Annotated in this window: 8 protein-coding genes and 1 pseudogene; 8 read left to right on the plus strand and 1 reads right to left on the minus strand. The window is 69.4% G+C overall.

Features of this window, described 5'->3' with window-relative positions; genetic code table 11:
- Window positions 1–72: 72 nt before the first annotated feature.
- Entirely contained in the window at window positions 73–1,107 is a 1,035-nt protein-coding gene (locus HDC93_RS34740; RefSeq protein WP_185014806.1) for a LacI family DNA-binding transcriptional regulator, read from the minus strand.
- Between the two features lie 402 nt (window positions 1,108–1,509).
- Between HDC93_RS34740 and HDC93_RS34745 the strand changes: the two genes are divergently transcribed.
- The 8 genes and pseudogenes from HDC93_RS34745 to HDC93_RS34780 all read left to right on the plus strand — a co-directional run bounded on the left by HDC93_RS34745 (window position 1,510) and on the right by HDC93_RS34780 (window position 14,739).
- Window positions 1,510–2,778: an extracellular solute-binding protein gene (locus HDC93_RS34745; RefSeq protein WP_185014807.1), complete on the plus strand. Its 1,269-nt coding sequence runs from the start codon at window positions 1,510–1,512 to the stop codon at window positions 2,776–2,778.
- A 221-nt stretch (window positions 2,779–2,999) separates the two neighbouring features.
- On the plus strand, window positions 3,000–4,004 hold the full coding sequence (locus tag HDC93_RS34750) for a carbohydrate ABC transporter permease (RefSeq protein WP_185014808.1): 1,005 nt from the start codon (window positions 3,000–3,002) through the stop codon (window positions 4,002–4,004).
- A 14-nt stretch (window positions 4,005–4,018) separates the two neighbouring features.
- A complete protein-coding gene (locus HDC93_RS34755) occupies window positions 4,019–4,927 on the plus strand; it encodes a sugar ABC transporter permease (RefSeq protein WP_185014809.1) in 909 nt (302 codons plus the stop codon).
- Between the two features lie 199 nt (window positions 4,928–5,126).
- Window positions 5,127–6,848, plus strand: a complete 1,722-nt coding sequence (locus HDC93_RS34760; protein ID WP_185014830.1) for a glycoside hydrolase family 13 protein — start codon at window positions 5,127–5,129, stop codon at window positions 6,846–6,848.
- A gap of 118 nt (window positions 6,849–6,966) precedes the next feature.
- Window positions 6,967–8,340 (plus strand): alpha-amylase family protein, encoded by a 1,374-nt coding sequence (locus tag HDC93_RS34765; RefSeq protein ID WP_185014810.1) that lies wholly within the window; start codon window positions 6,967–6,969, stop codon window positions 8,338–8,340.
- Between the two features lie 185 nt (window positions 8,341–8,525).
- A complete protein-coding gene (gene pulA / locus HDC93_RS34770; RefSeq protein WP_185014811.1) occupies window positions 8,526–13,931 on the plus strand; it encodes a pullulanase-type alpha-1,6-glucosidase in 5,406 nt (1,801 codons plus the stop codon).
- 85 nt (window positions 13,932–14,016) lie between these two features.
- Window positions 14,017–14,352, plus strand: a pseudogene (locus HDC93_RS34775) (SpoIIE family protein phosphatase); the annotation flags it as partial.
- Between the two features lie 30 nt (window positions 14,353–14,382).
- On the plus strand, window positions 14,383–14,739 hold the full coding sequence (locus HDC93_RS34780) for a 5-carboxymethyl-2-hydroxymuconate Delta-isomerase (protein ID WP_185014812.1): 357 nt from the start codon (window positions 14,383–14,385) through the stop codon (window positions 14,737–14,739).
- Window positions 14,740–14,744 lie beyond the last annotated feature (5 nt).

The raw sequence follows: 14,744 nt of genomic DNA on the forward strand, positions 1-14,744 counted from the left end.
AGGACTTCCCCATCGATCATCCCGCGGCCCCGTACGAGGCGCATGTTCTACGGCGAAATCAGGCCGAAGGTCTCAGGAGCGACCGCGTTCCCCCGGAGCCGAGGCGGTCGAACCACGCACGACCAGTTCCGGCATGAACACGAACTCGCTGTGGGGCGCGGGCGTCCCGCCGATCTCCTCCAGCAGTGTGCGCACGGCCGCCTGCCCCATCGCCGGGACCGGCTTGCGGACCGTGGTCAGCGGCGGGTCGGTGAAGGCGATCAGCGGGGAGTCGTCGAAGCCGACCACGGAGATGTCCTTCGGCACCTCCAGACCGAGCTGCCGGGCCGCCCGGATCGCGCCCAGCGCCATCATGTCGCTGGCGCACACCACGGCCGTGCAGTTCCGTCCGATCAACGCGACGGCCGCCGCCTGACCACCCTCAAGGGTGTACAGCGAGTGCTGCACCAGCTCCGACTCGACCGTCGCGGCATCGAGGCCCAACTGATCCTGCACCGCGCGCACGAAGCCCTCGATCTTGCGCTGCACCGGCACGAACCGCTTGGGCCCGAGGGCCAGACCGATCCGGGTGTGCCCCAGGGACGCCAGGTGTGTGACCGCCAGGCTCATCGCCGCGCGGTCGTCGGGGGAGATGAACGGCGCCTGCACCTTCGGCGAGAAACCGTCGACCAGCACGTAGGGCACGCCCTGGGCGCGCAGCCGGTCGTAGCGCTGCATGTCGGCGGTGGTGTCCGCGTGCAGTCCGGAGACGTAGATGATGCCGGCGACCCCGCGGTCCACGAGCATCTCCGTGAGCTCGTCCTCGGTCGAGCCGCCCGGCGTCTGGGTGGCCAGCACCGGCGTGTAGCCCTGCCGCGTCAGCGCCTGGCCGATGACCTGCGCCAGGGCCGGGAAGATCGGGTTCTCCAACTCCGGGGTGATCAGCCCGACCAGCCCCTCGCTGCGCTGCCGCAGGCGCACCGGGCGTTCGTAGCCGAGCACGTCGAGAGCGGCCAGCACGGACTGGCGGGTGGTGGCGGCGACGCCCGGCTTCCCGTTGAGGACCCGGCTGACGGTCGCTTCGCTCACCCCCGCCTGCAAAGCGATGTCGGCAAGCCGTGTGGTCACAGCACTGGACTGTAGCGGCCGGGGTTCTCCTTGCACACCGACGGGACGCCTGATGCGCGCCGTCGCACGGCCCGCTGCGGGTGGCTTGGTCATCGCGGTCCCTCGAAACTCGTGGTCGGCGTCCGATCCGCAACGGATGATTGCCCCGGCGGACGCGGATGGCAAGTGCTTGCAAAGTCTTGCACAGCTGTCCGACTCCCCGTCGAACAGCTGGAAACAAGGGCTGCGGGGCCGTGAAGGAGAGGCCGCGAAGAGGTCACGGCGGGATAACCATCCGCATCGCTTGCACCTTTTTGCTGCAACGCCTTTCGCAACACGTTGCGGCGCGGTTAATGTCACCGACGCCCGGCCGCCAACGGCGCAGTCGGCAGCACAACGGGCTTTCACCCTCAAGGAGAACTCATGCGGCGTGGCATAGCGGCCACCGCGCTGGTGGCGTCCCTCGCCCTGGCGGCGACGGCCTGCGGCGGTGGCGACAGTGGCGACGAGGCCGACGGGCCGGTCACCATCACCTGGTGGGACACCTCCAACGCCACCAACGAGGCGCCGACGTACCAGGCCCTGGTGAAGCAGTTCGAGGCTGCCAACAAGGACATCAAGGTCAAGTACGTCAACGTCCCCTTCGACCAGGCGCAGAACAAGTTCGACACCGCCGCCGGTTCCAAGGGTGCCCCGGACGTGCTGCGTTCCGAGGTCGGCTGGACCCCGGCCTTCGCCAAGAAGGGCTTCTTCGCGCCGCTGGACGGCACCGAGGCCCTCAAGGACCAGGACACGTTCCAGCCCAGCCTGATCGAGCAGGCCAAGTACGAGGGCAAGACCTACGGCGTCCCGTTCACCACGGACACCCTCGCCCTCGTCTACAACAAGGCCCTGTTCGAGAAGGCCGGCGTCGAGGCCCCCAAGACCTGGGACGACCTGAAGAAGGCCGCCGCCACGATCAAGGGCAAGACCGGCGTCGACGGCTACTGGGGCTCGACCCAGGCCTACTACGCCCAGTCCTTCCTCTACGGCGAGGGCACCGACACCGTCGACGCCGACGCCAAGAAGATCACCGTCACCTCGCCCGAGGCCAAGAAGGCCTACGGCACCTGGCAGGGCCTCTTCTCCGGCAAGGGCCTGCACAAGGCCGACACCACCGCCGACGCCTACGCCCACATCCAGGAGGCGTTCGTCAGCGGCAAGGTCGCCTCGATCGTCCAGGGCCCGTGGGAGATCACGAACTTCTACAAGGGTTCGGCCTTCAAGGACAAGAACAACCTCGGCATCGCCACCGTCCCGGCCGGCTCGACCGGCAAGGCGGGCGCCCCGACCGGCGGCCACAACCTGTCCGTCTACGCCGGCTCCGACGAGGCCCACCAGAAGGCCTCGATGAAGTTCGTGAACTTCATGACCTCGGCGAAGGCCCAGGAGACCATCGCGCTGAAGAACTCCACGCTCCCCACGCGCGACGACGCCTACACCGACAAGGTCAAGGCCGACCCCGGCATCGCCGGCTACCAGGGCGTGCTCTCCAGCGCCCAGCCGCGCCCGGCGCTGCCCGAGTACAGCTCGCTGTGGGGTCCGCTCGACGACGAGCTGATCAAGATCGCCGGTGGCAAGGAGTCCCTGGACAAGGGCCTCGGCAACGCCGAGACCGCCATCGCCAAGCTGGTGCCCGACTTCTCCAAGTGACCGCCTGGTGGCCGCCGGATCCCCCTGTCATGGGGGGGGGAGGGGATCCGGCGGCCACCGGCCCGCGCCTGAGCCCGGGCAGCCCCCAGGGGCCCCTCATGGACCTCCGCGGCGTCGCGACGCCCGGCACGCACTCTCGGCGCACCGGACGCCGCTCCTTCTTCCGCGCAGGCCCATCAGAAGCCCCCTTACCTCCTTGAACCTCCAGAAGGTGTCGAACCATGACAGTCGCCATCGACCGAGCGACCGGCAAGCGGCGCGGTCAGCGGGAACCGCGACCCGGGCCGGCCCAGCGGCTGAAGAACGGCTTCCGCAAGCACTGGTACGCCTACGCGATGATCGCCCCGGTGGCCGTCGTGCTCGGCGTCCTCGTGGTGTACCCGCTGGTGTACGGCCTGTACCTCACCCTCACCGACGCCACCAGCCTCAACACCGCCCGCACGATCGGCGTCAACCACATCGACGCCACGTACACGTTCATCGGCCTGGACAACTACGCCGACATCCTCTGGGGCCCGACGGCCTACGACCGCTTCTGGTCGCACTTCCTGTGGACGGTCTTCTGGACGGCGGCCTGTGTCGCCCTGCACTACGGCATCGGTCTCGGCCTCGCCCTGCTGCTCAACCAGAAGCTGCGCGGACGCACGCTCTACCGGATGATCCTCGTCCTGCCCTGGGCGGTGCCCACCTTCGTCACCGTCTTCGGCTGGCGGTTCATGCTCGCGGACAGCGGCGTCATCAACACCGCCCTGGAGGGCCTCGGTCTGCCGACACCGCTGTGGCTGGAGGACACCTTCTGGCAGCGGTTCGCCGCGATCATGGTCAACACCTGGTGCGGTGTGCCGTTCATGATGGTCTCGCTCCTCGGCGGCCTGCAGTCGATCGACGCGAGCCTGTACGAGGCCTCCGAGATGGACGGAGCCAACGCCTGGCAGCGATTCCGCTACGTCACCCTGCCCGGTCTGAGGTCCGTCAGCACGACGGTCGTACTCCTGGGTGTCATCTGGACCTTCAATCAGTTCGCCATCATCTTCCTGTTGTTCGGCAACACCGCACCGGACGCCCAGATCCTCGTCACGTGGGCCTACCAACTGGGCTTCGGGCAGCAGCCGCGCGACTACGCCCAGTCCGCCGCCTACGGAATCCTGCTCCTGTCCATCCTGATCGTCTTCACCTCCTTCTACCGCCGCTGGCTGAACCGCAACGAGCAGCAGCTCGCGATCTGAGGCAGGAGTTCCCCATGAGTACGACCACCGTCGAGAGCTCCGCACCGGCCGGCGAGCGGCGCCCCGCGACCGCCCCCGGCAAGGTCCGCGGCCGGAACGAACGCGGCCGCGGCGCCTCCCTCGCCTCGCACGCCGTGCTGATCGCCGCCAGCCTGACCGCGCTCTTCCCGGTCGCCTGGCTGGTCTTCCTCTCCCTCGGCCCGGACAAGGACGACTACCTGCACCCCGGGCGCATCTGGGGCAAGCTGTCGCTCGACAACTACGTTCACGTCCTCCAGGACACCGGGTTCTTCGACTGGCTGAAGAGCACGCTGGTCGTGGTGCTGGGCACGACGCTCATCGGCGTCGTCGTCGCCGCGTCCACCGGCTACGCCGTCTCCCGCATGCGGTTCCCCGGCTACCGGAAGCTGATGTGGGTGCTGCTGGTCACCCAGATGTTCCCCATCGCGGTACTGATCGTGCCGATGTACCAGATCCTCTCGGATCTGCAGCTCATCGACAGCTACCTTGGTCTCATCCTGGTCAACTGCACCACGATCGTGCCGTACTGCGCCTGGCTGATGAAGGGCTATTTCGACACCATCCCGTTCGAGATCGACGAGGCAGGGCGCGTCGACGGGCTGACCCCCTTCGGCACGTTCGCGCGGCTCATCCTGCCGCTCGCCAAGCCGGGCCTCGCGGTCGCGGCGTTCTACAGCTTCCTCACGGCCTTCGGCGAGGTCGCGTTCGCCTCGACGTTCATGCTGAGCGACGGCAACTACACGTTCGCCGTCGGTCTGCAGACGTTCGTCAGCGAACACGACGCCCAGCGCAACCTGATGGCCGCGACGGCTGTACTGATCGCGATACCGGCCGCCCTGTTCTTCTACTTCGTGCAGAAGAACCTGGTGACCGGGCTCACCGCGGGCGGCACGAAGGGGTGACCTTCGCTCGTGGGCCGGCCGCGGCGCCGTCGTGGCCGGTCGCGCCCACGCGGCGGAGCCGCAGATCGGATAGAGCCCCGCGCCCCTTTCGGGGCGCGTGGGGGCGGCCGCGGTGCCCATCCGACCCCGCTGTGCCGCGGCCGCCCGAACCCCATCCACGCTTTCCATGACCGACATCTCGTTACGCATCAAGGACGACATGAGCCAGCACTCAGCTGCACCTGCCCCCACCCCCACAGTGGCCGACGCCAAGCGCCGCGACTGGTGGCGGGACGCGGTGATCTACCAGGTGTACCCGCGCAGCTTCGCCGACAGCAACGGCGACGGCATGGGCGACCTGGAGGGTGTCCGCAGCCGCCTGCCGTACCTGCGCGACCTCGGCGTGGACGCCGTGTGGCTCAGCCCCTTCTACGCCTCGCCGCAGGCCGACGCCGGCTACGACGTCGCCGACTACCGCGCCGTCGACCCCATGTTCGGCAACCTCCTGGACGCCGACGCGCTCATCCGCGACGCCCACCGGCTGAGCCTCAGGATCATCGTCGACCTGGTCCCCAACCACTCCTCCGACCAGCACGAGTGGTTCAAGCGGGCCGTCGCCGAGGGCCCGGGCTCCTCGCTGCGGGACCGCTACCACTTCCGCCCCGGCAAGGGCGAGTACGGCGAACTGCCGCCCAACGACTGGGAGTCGATCTTCGGCGGCCCGGCCTGGACCCGGGTCACCGAGCCCGACGGCACACCCGGCGAGTGGTACCTGCACCTCTTCGCCCCCGAGCAGCCCGACTTCAACTGGGAACACCCGGCGGTCGGCGACGAGTTCCGCTCCATCCTGCGCTTCTGGCTGGACATGGGCGTGGACGGCTTCCGCATCGACGTCGCCCACGGTCTGGTGAAGGCGGAAGGCCTGCCCGACCTTGGATCCCACGACCAGGTGAAGCTGCTGGGCAACGATGTCATGCCCTTCTTCGACCAGGAGGGCGTGCACGAGATCTACCGGCAGTGGCGGCTCATCCTCGACGAGTACTCCCCCAAGCACTCCGTGCAGGGGGTACCCCCAGAGCGCATTTTCGTCGCCGAGGCCTGGACGCCCACCATCGAGCGGACGGCCCACTACGTCCGCCCGGACGAGCTGCACCAGGCCTTCAACTTCCAGTACCTCAGCACCCACTGGGACGCCGAGGAGATGCGCGAGGTCATCGACCGCACCCTGGAGGCCATGCGCCCGGTCGGCGCCCCCGCCACCTGGGTGCTGTCCAACCACGACGTGACCCGGCACGCCACCCGCTTCGCCAACCCGCCCGGCCTCGGCACCCAGATCCGCCTGGCCGGCGACCGCGAACTGGGCCTGCGCAGGGCCCGGGCCGCGAGCCTGCTGATGCTGGCGCTGCCCGGCTCGGCCTACGTCTACCAGGGCGAGGAGCTCGGCCTGCCCGACGTCGTCGACCTGCCGGACGAGGTGCGCCAGGACCCGGCGTACTTCCGGGGCGCGGGCCAGGACGGCTTCCGCGACGGCTGCCGGGTGCCGATCCCGTGGACCCGGACGGGTTCGTCGTACGGCTTCGGCGACGGCGGCAGCTGGCTGCCGCAGCCGGAGGGCTGGGGTGAGCTGAGCGTCGAGGCGCAGACCGGCGAGGCCGGCTCGACCCTGGAGCTGTACCGGGCCGCGCTCCGCGTGCGGCGCGAGCAGTCCGACCTCGGCGCCGGCACCTCCGTGGAGTGGCTGCGGGCGCCCGAGGGCGTGCTGGCCTTCCGGCGAGGGGAGTTCGTGTGCGTCGCGAACACCACCGCCGAGTCGGTGGCGATGCCCGCGTACGGCCGGGTGCTGGTGGCGAGCGGGGAGATCGTCGAGGTGGACGACGAGGCGAAGGTGCCGGCGGACACCACGGTGTGGTGGACCACCGCGACCGCGGGGGCCCGCGCCTGATTTCCTTTGAATTTCGTACGGCCCGCTGCCCTTTCGGGTGGCGGGCCCTTACTATCTGCGTCACCGCAAGGTTTCTGAACCTTGCAGCAAGAACCTTCAACGAAGAAGGAAACCCCACATGGCACGCAGATACCTCGCCTCCGCCGTCGCGCTCGCCGCGGCTGCGGTTGTCATGAACCCGACTGGTGCGCAGGCCTCCCCACCTGGCACCAAGGACGTCACAGCCGTCCTCTTCGAGTGGAACTTCGCCTCGGTCGCCCGCGAGTGCACCAACACCCTCGGGCCCGCCGGATACGGCTACGTCCAGGTCTCCCCGCCCGCCGAGCACATACAGGGCTCGCAGTGGTGGACCTCGTACCAGCCGGTCAGCTACAAGATCGCCGGCCGGCTCGGTGACCGCACGGCGTTCCGGAACATGGTGAACACCTGCCACGCGGCCGGTGTGAAGGTCGTCGCGGACACCGTCGTCAACCACATGGCGGCCGGCGGCGGCACCGGCACCGGCGGCTCGTCCTACAGCAAGTACACCTACCCCGGCCTCTACTCCGCGCCCGACTTCGACGACTGCACGGGCCAGATCAGCAACTACCAGGACCGTTGGAACGTCCAGCACTGCGAACTGGTCGGCCTCTCCGACCTCGACACGGGCGAGAACTACGTCCGCGGCGCGATCGCCGGGTACATGAACGACCTGCTCTCCCTCGGCGTCGACGGCTTCCGCATCGACGCGGCCAAGCACATCGACACCGCCGACCTCGCCCACATCAAGTCCCGGCTGAGCAACCCGTCGGTGTACTGGAAGCAGGAGGTCATCCACGGCTCCGGCGAGGCCGTCCAGCCCACCGAATACACGAGTAACGGCGACGTCCAGGAGTTCCGCTACGCCTACGACCTCAAGCGGGTCTTCAACAACGAGAACCTCGCCTACCTGAAGAACTACGGCGAGGGCTGGGGCTACATGAGCAGCGGCGCCTCCGGTGTCTTCGTCGACAACCACGACACCGAGCGCAACGGCTCGACGCTCAGCTACAAGGACGGCGCCACCTACACCCTGGCCAACGTCTTCATGCTGGCCTGGCCCTACGGCGCCCCGGACATCAACTCCGGCTACGAGTTCTCCGACCACGACGCCGGCCCGCCGAACGGTGGCCAGGTGAACGCCTGCTGGCAGGACGGCTGGAAGTGCCAGCACAACTGGCCCGAGATCAAGTCCATGGTCGGCTTCCGCAACGCCACCCGGGGCCAGGCCGTCACCAACTGGTGGGACAACGGCGGCGACGCGATCGCCTTCGGCCGGGGCAGCAAGGGCTTCGTGGCCATCAACCACGAGTCGGGCTCCCTGACCCGGACGTACCAGACGTCGCTGCCGGCGGGGTCGTACTGCAACGTGCAGAACAACACGCCGGTGACCGTGAATTCGAGCGGCCAGTTCACGGCCACCCTCGGTGCGAACACGGCGCTGGCGATCCATGCGGGCAAGTCCGGCTGCTGAAGCCGGGCGCCGTGCGCGGCCCCGGTCACCACGTCCTGTGGCGGCCGGGGCCGCTCCTCCGGCCCAACTCCGGTGGTTGAAAGTTCTTTCCAATGGTTTCAAGACTCTTGCTGTAAGCGTTTCGGCGGCGATACGGTCGCGCGGGGTCGGACCCGAGAGAGCCGCAATGCAAGGAGTCCACGTCAGTGATACCGAGATGGCGTGCGCCCGCAAGGCGCCGAACCGCCCGTGCCGGACGGGTCGCCGCGGTCACCGCCACCGCGCTGGCCGCAGCACTCGTCCAGCCGCTCGCCGCCGGGGCGGCCACCCCGCCGGCGCCCCCGTCCGATGCCGAGCTGGCCGCCGAGCCCGCCCGGCACGACGCCACCCGTGAGCAGTTCTACTTCGTCCTGCCGGACCGTTTCGCCAACGGCGACCCGCGCAACGACAAGGGCGGCCTGACCGGCTCCCGCCTCGCCACCGGCTACGACCCCACCGACAAGGGCTTCTACCAGGGCGGCGACCTCAAGGGCCTGACCAAGCGGCTCGACTACATCAAGGGCCTGGGCACCACCGCCCTCTGGATGGCCCCGATCTTCAGGAACCAGCCCGTGCAGGGCACCGGGGCGAACGCCTCGGCCGGCTACCACGGTTACTGGATCACGGACTTCACCCGGGTCGACCCGCACTTCGGCACCAACGAGGACCTCGAGACCCTCATCGACAAGGCCCACGCCAAGGGCATGAAGGTCTTCTTCGACGTCATCACCAACCACACGGCGGACGTCGTCGACTACGAGGAGAAGTCCTACGGCTACCTCTCCAAGGGCGCCTTCCCGTACCTGACGACGGACGGCGAGCCCTTCGACGACGCCGACTACGCGGACGGGCGACGGGACTTCCCCGAGGTCGGCACCGGCTCCTTCCCGCGCACCCCGGCCGTCCCCGCGGCGAAGAAGAACGTCAAGGTCCCGTCGTGGCTCAACGACCCGACCATGTACCACAACCGGGGCGACTCCACCTTCGCCGGTGAGAGCTCCGCGCACGGCGACTTCTCCGGCCTGGACGACCTGTGGACCGAACGGCCCGAGGTCGTGCGGGGCATGGAGAAGATCTACCAGCGCTGGGTACGGGACTTCGACGTCGACGGCTTCCGGATCGACACCGTGAAGCACGTCGACATGGAGTTCTGGACGCAGTGGGCCACCGCCCTCGACGCCTACGCCGCAAAGCGCGGCCGGGACGACTTCTTCATGTTCGGCGAGGTGTACTCGGCCGACACGAACGTCACCGCCCCGTACGTCACCCAGGGCCGGCTCGACGCCACGCTCGACTTCCCCTTCCAGGAGGCCGCCCGGCAGTACGCCTCGCAGGGCGCGAGCGCGCAGAAGCTCGCGGGTGTCTTCGGCGACGACTACAAGTACACGACCGGCAAGGCCAACGCGTACGAGCAGGTCACCTTCCTCGGCAACCACGACATGGGCCGCATCGGGTCGTTCCTGAAGCAGGACGACCCGACAGCCACCGACGCCGAGCTCCTCGCCAAGGACGAGCTCGCCAACGAGCTGATGTTCCTCAGCCGCGGCAACCCGGTCGTCTACTACGGCGACGAACAGGGCTTCACCGGCCCGGGCGGCGACAAGGACGCCCGCCAGAGCATGTTCGCCTCGCGCACCGCCGACTACCTCGACGACGACCGCATCGGCACCGACCGCACCCACGCCGAGGACGCCTACGACACCAAGGCCCCGCTCTACCGGCGGATCAGCGCGCTCGCCGCACTCCGCAAGGCCCACCCGGCCCTCACCGACGGCGTCCAGCAGCAGCGGTACGCGGCCGACGGCCCGGGCGTCTACGCCTTCTCCCGCACCGACGCGAAGACCGGCACCGAGTACGTCGTCGCCTTCAACAACGCGGGCGAGGCCAAGACCGCGACCTTCCCGACCGGCTCGGCCGGCATGACCTTCAAGGGCATCCACGGCACCGACGCCGCCCCGAAGAGCGACGGCGACAAGAAGCTCACGGTCACCGTCCCGGCCGGCTCGGCGGTCGTCCTCAAGGCGTCCGGCAGGCTCGCCAAGCCCGCCACGGCGCCCACGATCACCCTGAAGGCCCCGGCCGCCGGCGCCACCGGCACCGCTGAGGTCTCCGCGGATGTGGACGGGGGGCAGCTCAACCGGGTCGTCTTCGCCGCGCAGACCGGCAACGGCAGGTGGCAGACCCTCGGCTCCGCCGACCACGCCCCGTACAAGGTCACCCACACCATCGGCAAGAACGTGGCCCCCGGCACGGCCCTGCGTTACAAGGCCGTCGTGATCGACTCGGCCGGCCGCACCGCGAGCGCCCTCGCCGCCTCCACCACCGGCACCCCGCCCGCGGAGGAGCCGCCCACCGCCTCCTCCCGCGACTACGCGATCGTCCACTACAAGCGCACTGACGGCGACTACGCCGACTGGGGCCTGTACGCCTGGGGCGACCTCGCCGAGGGCGAGGCCACCGAATGGCCGAAGAGCCACCCCTTCACCGGCCGCGACGCCTACGGAGCCTTCGCCTGGGTCAAGCTCAAGCCCGGCGCCTCGAACGTCGGCTTCCTCGTCATCGACAAGGACGGCGACAAGGACGTCTCCACCGACCGCACCATCGACGTCACCAAGACCGGCGAGGTCTGGATCGAGCAGGGCAAGGACACCGTCACCACCGAGCGCCCCGACCTGCCGGCGCCCGACAGGACCAAGGCCGTCCTGCACTACCACCGGGCCGACGGGAACCACGACGGCTGGGGCCTGCACGTCTGGACCGGCGCCGCGAACCCCACCGACTGGTCGAACCCCCTCAAGCCGGTGAAGACTGACTCCTATGGCGCTGTCTACGAGGTGCCGCTCACCGAGGGTGCCACCAGTCTCAGCTACATCATCCACAAGGGCGACGAGAAGGACCTGCCCACCGACCAGTCGCTCGACCTCAAGGCGAACGGCCACGAGGTGTGGCTGGTGAACGGCCAGGCTAGGTACCTGCTCCCGCAGCCCGCGGGCAGCGCGGCCGCCCTCGACCTGACCACCTCCAAGGCCGTCTGGATCGACCGGAACACCCTCGCCTGGAACGGCTCCGACGCCGCCGCCTCCACCCAGCTGCTGTACTCCCGCGACGGATCGATCGCCGCGAAGGACGGCACCCTGACCGGTGACGCGAAGTGGCTGCGCCTGTCGAAGGGCGAGCTGACCGACGCCCAGAAGGCGAAGTTCCCGCATCTGAAGGAGTACGACGCCTGGACCGTCGACCCGCGCGACCGCGACCGGGTCCGCGAGGCCCTGCGCGGCCAGGTCGTCGCCACCCAGCACGCCGCGACCGGGGCGGTGCTCGCCGCGACCGGCGTGCAGATCGCCGGAGTCCTCGACGACCTGTACCCCGGCGCCACCAGGGCCGACCTGGGGCCGGCGTTCTCCAAGGGCCGACCCACGCTGTCCGTGTGGGCGCCGACCGCACAGCGGGTGTCACTGGAGATCGGTGACTCCACCGTGCCGATGAAGCGCGACGCCGCCACCGGCGTCTGGTCCGTCACCGGTCCGAAGTCCTGGAAGGGCAAGCCCTACCGGTACGTCGTCGAGGTCTGGGCGCCCAGCGTCCGCAAGGTCGTCACCAACAAGGTCACCGACCCCTACTCCCTCGCCCTCACCGCCGACTCCGAGCGCAGCCTCGTCGTCGACCTGGACGACAAGGCGCTCAAGCCCTCCGGCTGGTCGGCTTACACCAAGCCCAGGGCCGTACCGCTGAAGGACGCGCAGATCCAGGAGCTGCACATCCGGGACTTCTCCGTGGAGGACCGGACGGCGAAGCACCCCGGCACCTACCTGGCCTTCACCGACAAGACCGCCGACGGCGGCAAGCACCTGCGCGAGCTGGCGAAGGCGGGCACCTCCTACGTCCACCTGCTGCCCGCGTTCGACATCGCCACCATCCCCGAGAAGAAGACCGACCAGGCGAAGCCCGACTGCTCCCTGGCCTCCTTCCCGGCCGACTCCGACAAGCAGCAGGAGTGCGTCGGGAAGAGCGCCGCCAAGGACGCCTACAACTGGGGTTACGACCCGTACCACTACACGGTCCCCGAGGGCTCCTACGCCACCGACCCGGACGGCACCGCCCGCACGGTCGAGTTCCGGAAGATGGTGAAGGCCCTCAACGACGACGGACTGCGGGTCGTCATGGACGTCGTCTACAACCACACCGCGGCGAGCGGCCAGGAGAGGACGAGCGTCCTCGACCGGATCGTGCCCGGCTACTACCAGCGGCTCCTCGCCGACGGCTCGGTCGCCAACAGCACCTGCTGCGCCAACACCGCCACCGAGAACGCCATGATGGGCAAGCTCGTCGTCGACTCGATCGTCACCTGGGCGAAGGAGTACAAGGTCGACGGCTTCCGCTTCGACCTCATGGGCCACCACCCGAAGGCCAACATCCTCGCGGTCCGAAAGGCCCTCGACGCGCTGACCCTCAAGGAGGACGGCGTCGACGGCAAGAAGATCATCCTCTACGGGGAAGGCTGGAACTTCGGCGAGATCGCCGACGACGCCCGGTTCGTCCAGGCCACGCAGAGGAACATGGCCGGCACCGGCATCGCCACCTTCTCCGACCGCGCCCGTGACGCGGTCCGCGGCGGCGGCCCCTTCGACGAGGACCCCGGCGTCCAGGGCTTCGCCTCCGGCCTGTACACCGACCCCAACTCCTCGAGGAACAACGGCACTCCCGCCGAGCAGAAGGCCCGCCTGCTGCACTACCAGGACCTCATCAAGGTCGGCCTGTCCGGCAACCTCGCCGGCTACCGTTTCACCGACACCGCGGGCAAGGAGGTCAAGGGCTCCGAGGTCGACTACAACGGTGCGCCCGCCGGCTACGCGGACGCCCCCGGTGACGCCCTCGCCTACGCCGACGCCCACGACAACGAGTCCCTGTTCGACGCGCTCGCCTTCAAGCTGCCCGCTTCGACGAGCGCGGCCGACCGGTCCCGGATGCAGGTCCTGGCCATGGCGACGGCCACCCTCTCGCAGGGCCCGGCCCTCTCCCAGGCGGGCACCGACCTGCTGCGCTCCAAGTCCCTGGACCGCAACTCCTACGACAGCGGCGACTGGTTCAACGCCGTCCACTGGAGGTGCGAGGACGGCAACGGCTTCGGCCGCGGCCTGCCCATGGCGGCCGACAACACCGACAAGTGGCCGTACGCCAAGCCCCTGCTGAGCACGGTCAAGGTGGGCTGCGAGCAGATCGAGGGCACCTCGGCCGCCTACCGCGACCTGCTGCGGATCCGCAGCACCGAGAAGGACTTCTCCCTCGGCACGGCCGAGCGGGTGCAGTCCCGGCTCTCCTTCCCGCTGTCCGGCGAGGACGAGACGCCCGGCGTGATCACCATGCGGCTCGGTGACCTCGTCGTCGTCTTCAACGCCACGCCCGAGAAGCAGGAACAGCGCGTCCCGGCACTCGCCGGGGCCGGCTACCGCCTGCACCCCGTGCAGGCGACGGGGGCGGACTCTACCGTCAAGTCCTCCTCCTACGCGGCAGAATCGGGCACGTTCGCCGTTCCGGGGCGTACCGTCGCCGTCTTCACCCGGTCCGCCGGATAGCGCACTAGTGGGGTGGGGCGGGCCGTGAGTCACGGTCCGCCCCATCCCCGTACGCTCCCGAGGGGCCACCGACTTGGACCCCAGCGGCATGCGCATCGCCCACGCCGGTCACATCCCGCCGCTGATCCTGCGCGAAGGGGGCGGCGTCCGGTACGCCGACGCCTGCGGTCCGCTGCTCGGGCTGGGCCTGGAGCGGCCCCCGGCGACCGAGTGCCGGCTGCACCGCACCGACCGGCTGCTCATGATCACCGACGGCCTCATCGAGACCCGCGGCATCCCCCTCACGACCTCCATGGAGCAGCTCCGCACGGCCGCCGCCGGCGCCCCGGCCGGCCTCGACAGCCTCTGCGACGTGCTGCTGGGCTGCTTCGGCCAGGACCGCGAGGACGACATCGCGATGCCGGCCCTGCGGTTAGGGTGAGCCCGATGGCCGCCCAGAACAGGAGTACTGATGCCGCAGATCACCGTCGACTACTCGGCCGACCTCGCCGGCGACTTCGACCGGCCCGGTTTCGCGAAGGCGCTGCACGGGGCGACGGTCGAGATCGCGGCCGCCAAGCCGCCCGCCTGCAAGACCCGGTTCCGTCCGACCGAGGACATCGTGGTCGGCCCCGAGACCGAGGGGCACGCCCATGTCCACATCCACATCGCCCTGCTCGCCGGCCGCACCGACGAGGTCAAGGCCCGGCTCACCCAGGCCGCTCTGGAGTTGCTGCGGGCCCATCTGAAGCCGGCCGACGGGCTCGCGCTGCACGCCTCCGCCGAGGTCCGCGACCTGGACCCGTCGTACGCGAAGTTCGAGAGCTGAGCCGG

The sequence above is a fragment of the Streptomyces sp. AK010 genome (assembly GCF_014207295.1).
Classification (GTDB): Bacteria; Actinomycetota; Actinomycetes; order Streptomycetales; family Streptomycetaceae; genus Streptomyces; species Streptomyces massasporeus.

Coding starts and splice junctions, on each gene's coding strand:
- HDC93_RS34745 (WP_185014807.1), top strand. CDS start 1,510: ATGCGGCGTGGCATAGCGGCCACCGCGCTGGTGGCGTCCCTCGCCCTG.
- HDC93_RS34780 (WP_185014812.1), top strand. CDS start 14,383: ATGCCGCAGATCACCGTCGACTACTCGGCCGACCTCGCCGGCGACTTC.
- HDC93_RS34750 (WP_185014808.1), top strand. CDS start 3,000: ATGACAGTCGCCATCGACCGAGCGACCGGCAAGCGGCGCGGTCAGCGG.
- HDC93_RS34755 (WP_185014809.1), top strand. CDS start 4,019: ATGAGTACGACCACCGTCGAGAGCTCCGCACCGGCCGGCGAGCGGCGC.
- HDC93_RS34765 (WP_185014810.1), top strand. CDS start 6,967: ATGGCACGCAGATACCTCGCCTCCGCCGTCGCGCTCGCCGCGGCTGCG.
- HDC93_RS34760 (WP_185014830.1), top strand. CDS start 5,127: ATGAGCCAGCACTCAGCTGCACCTGCCCCCACCCCCACAGTGGCCGAC.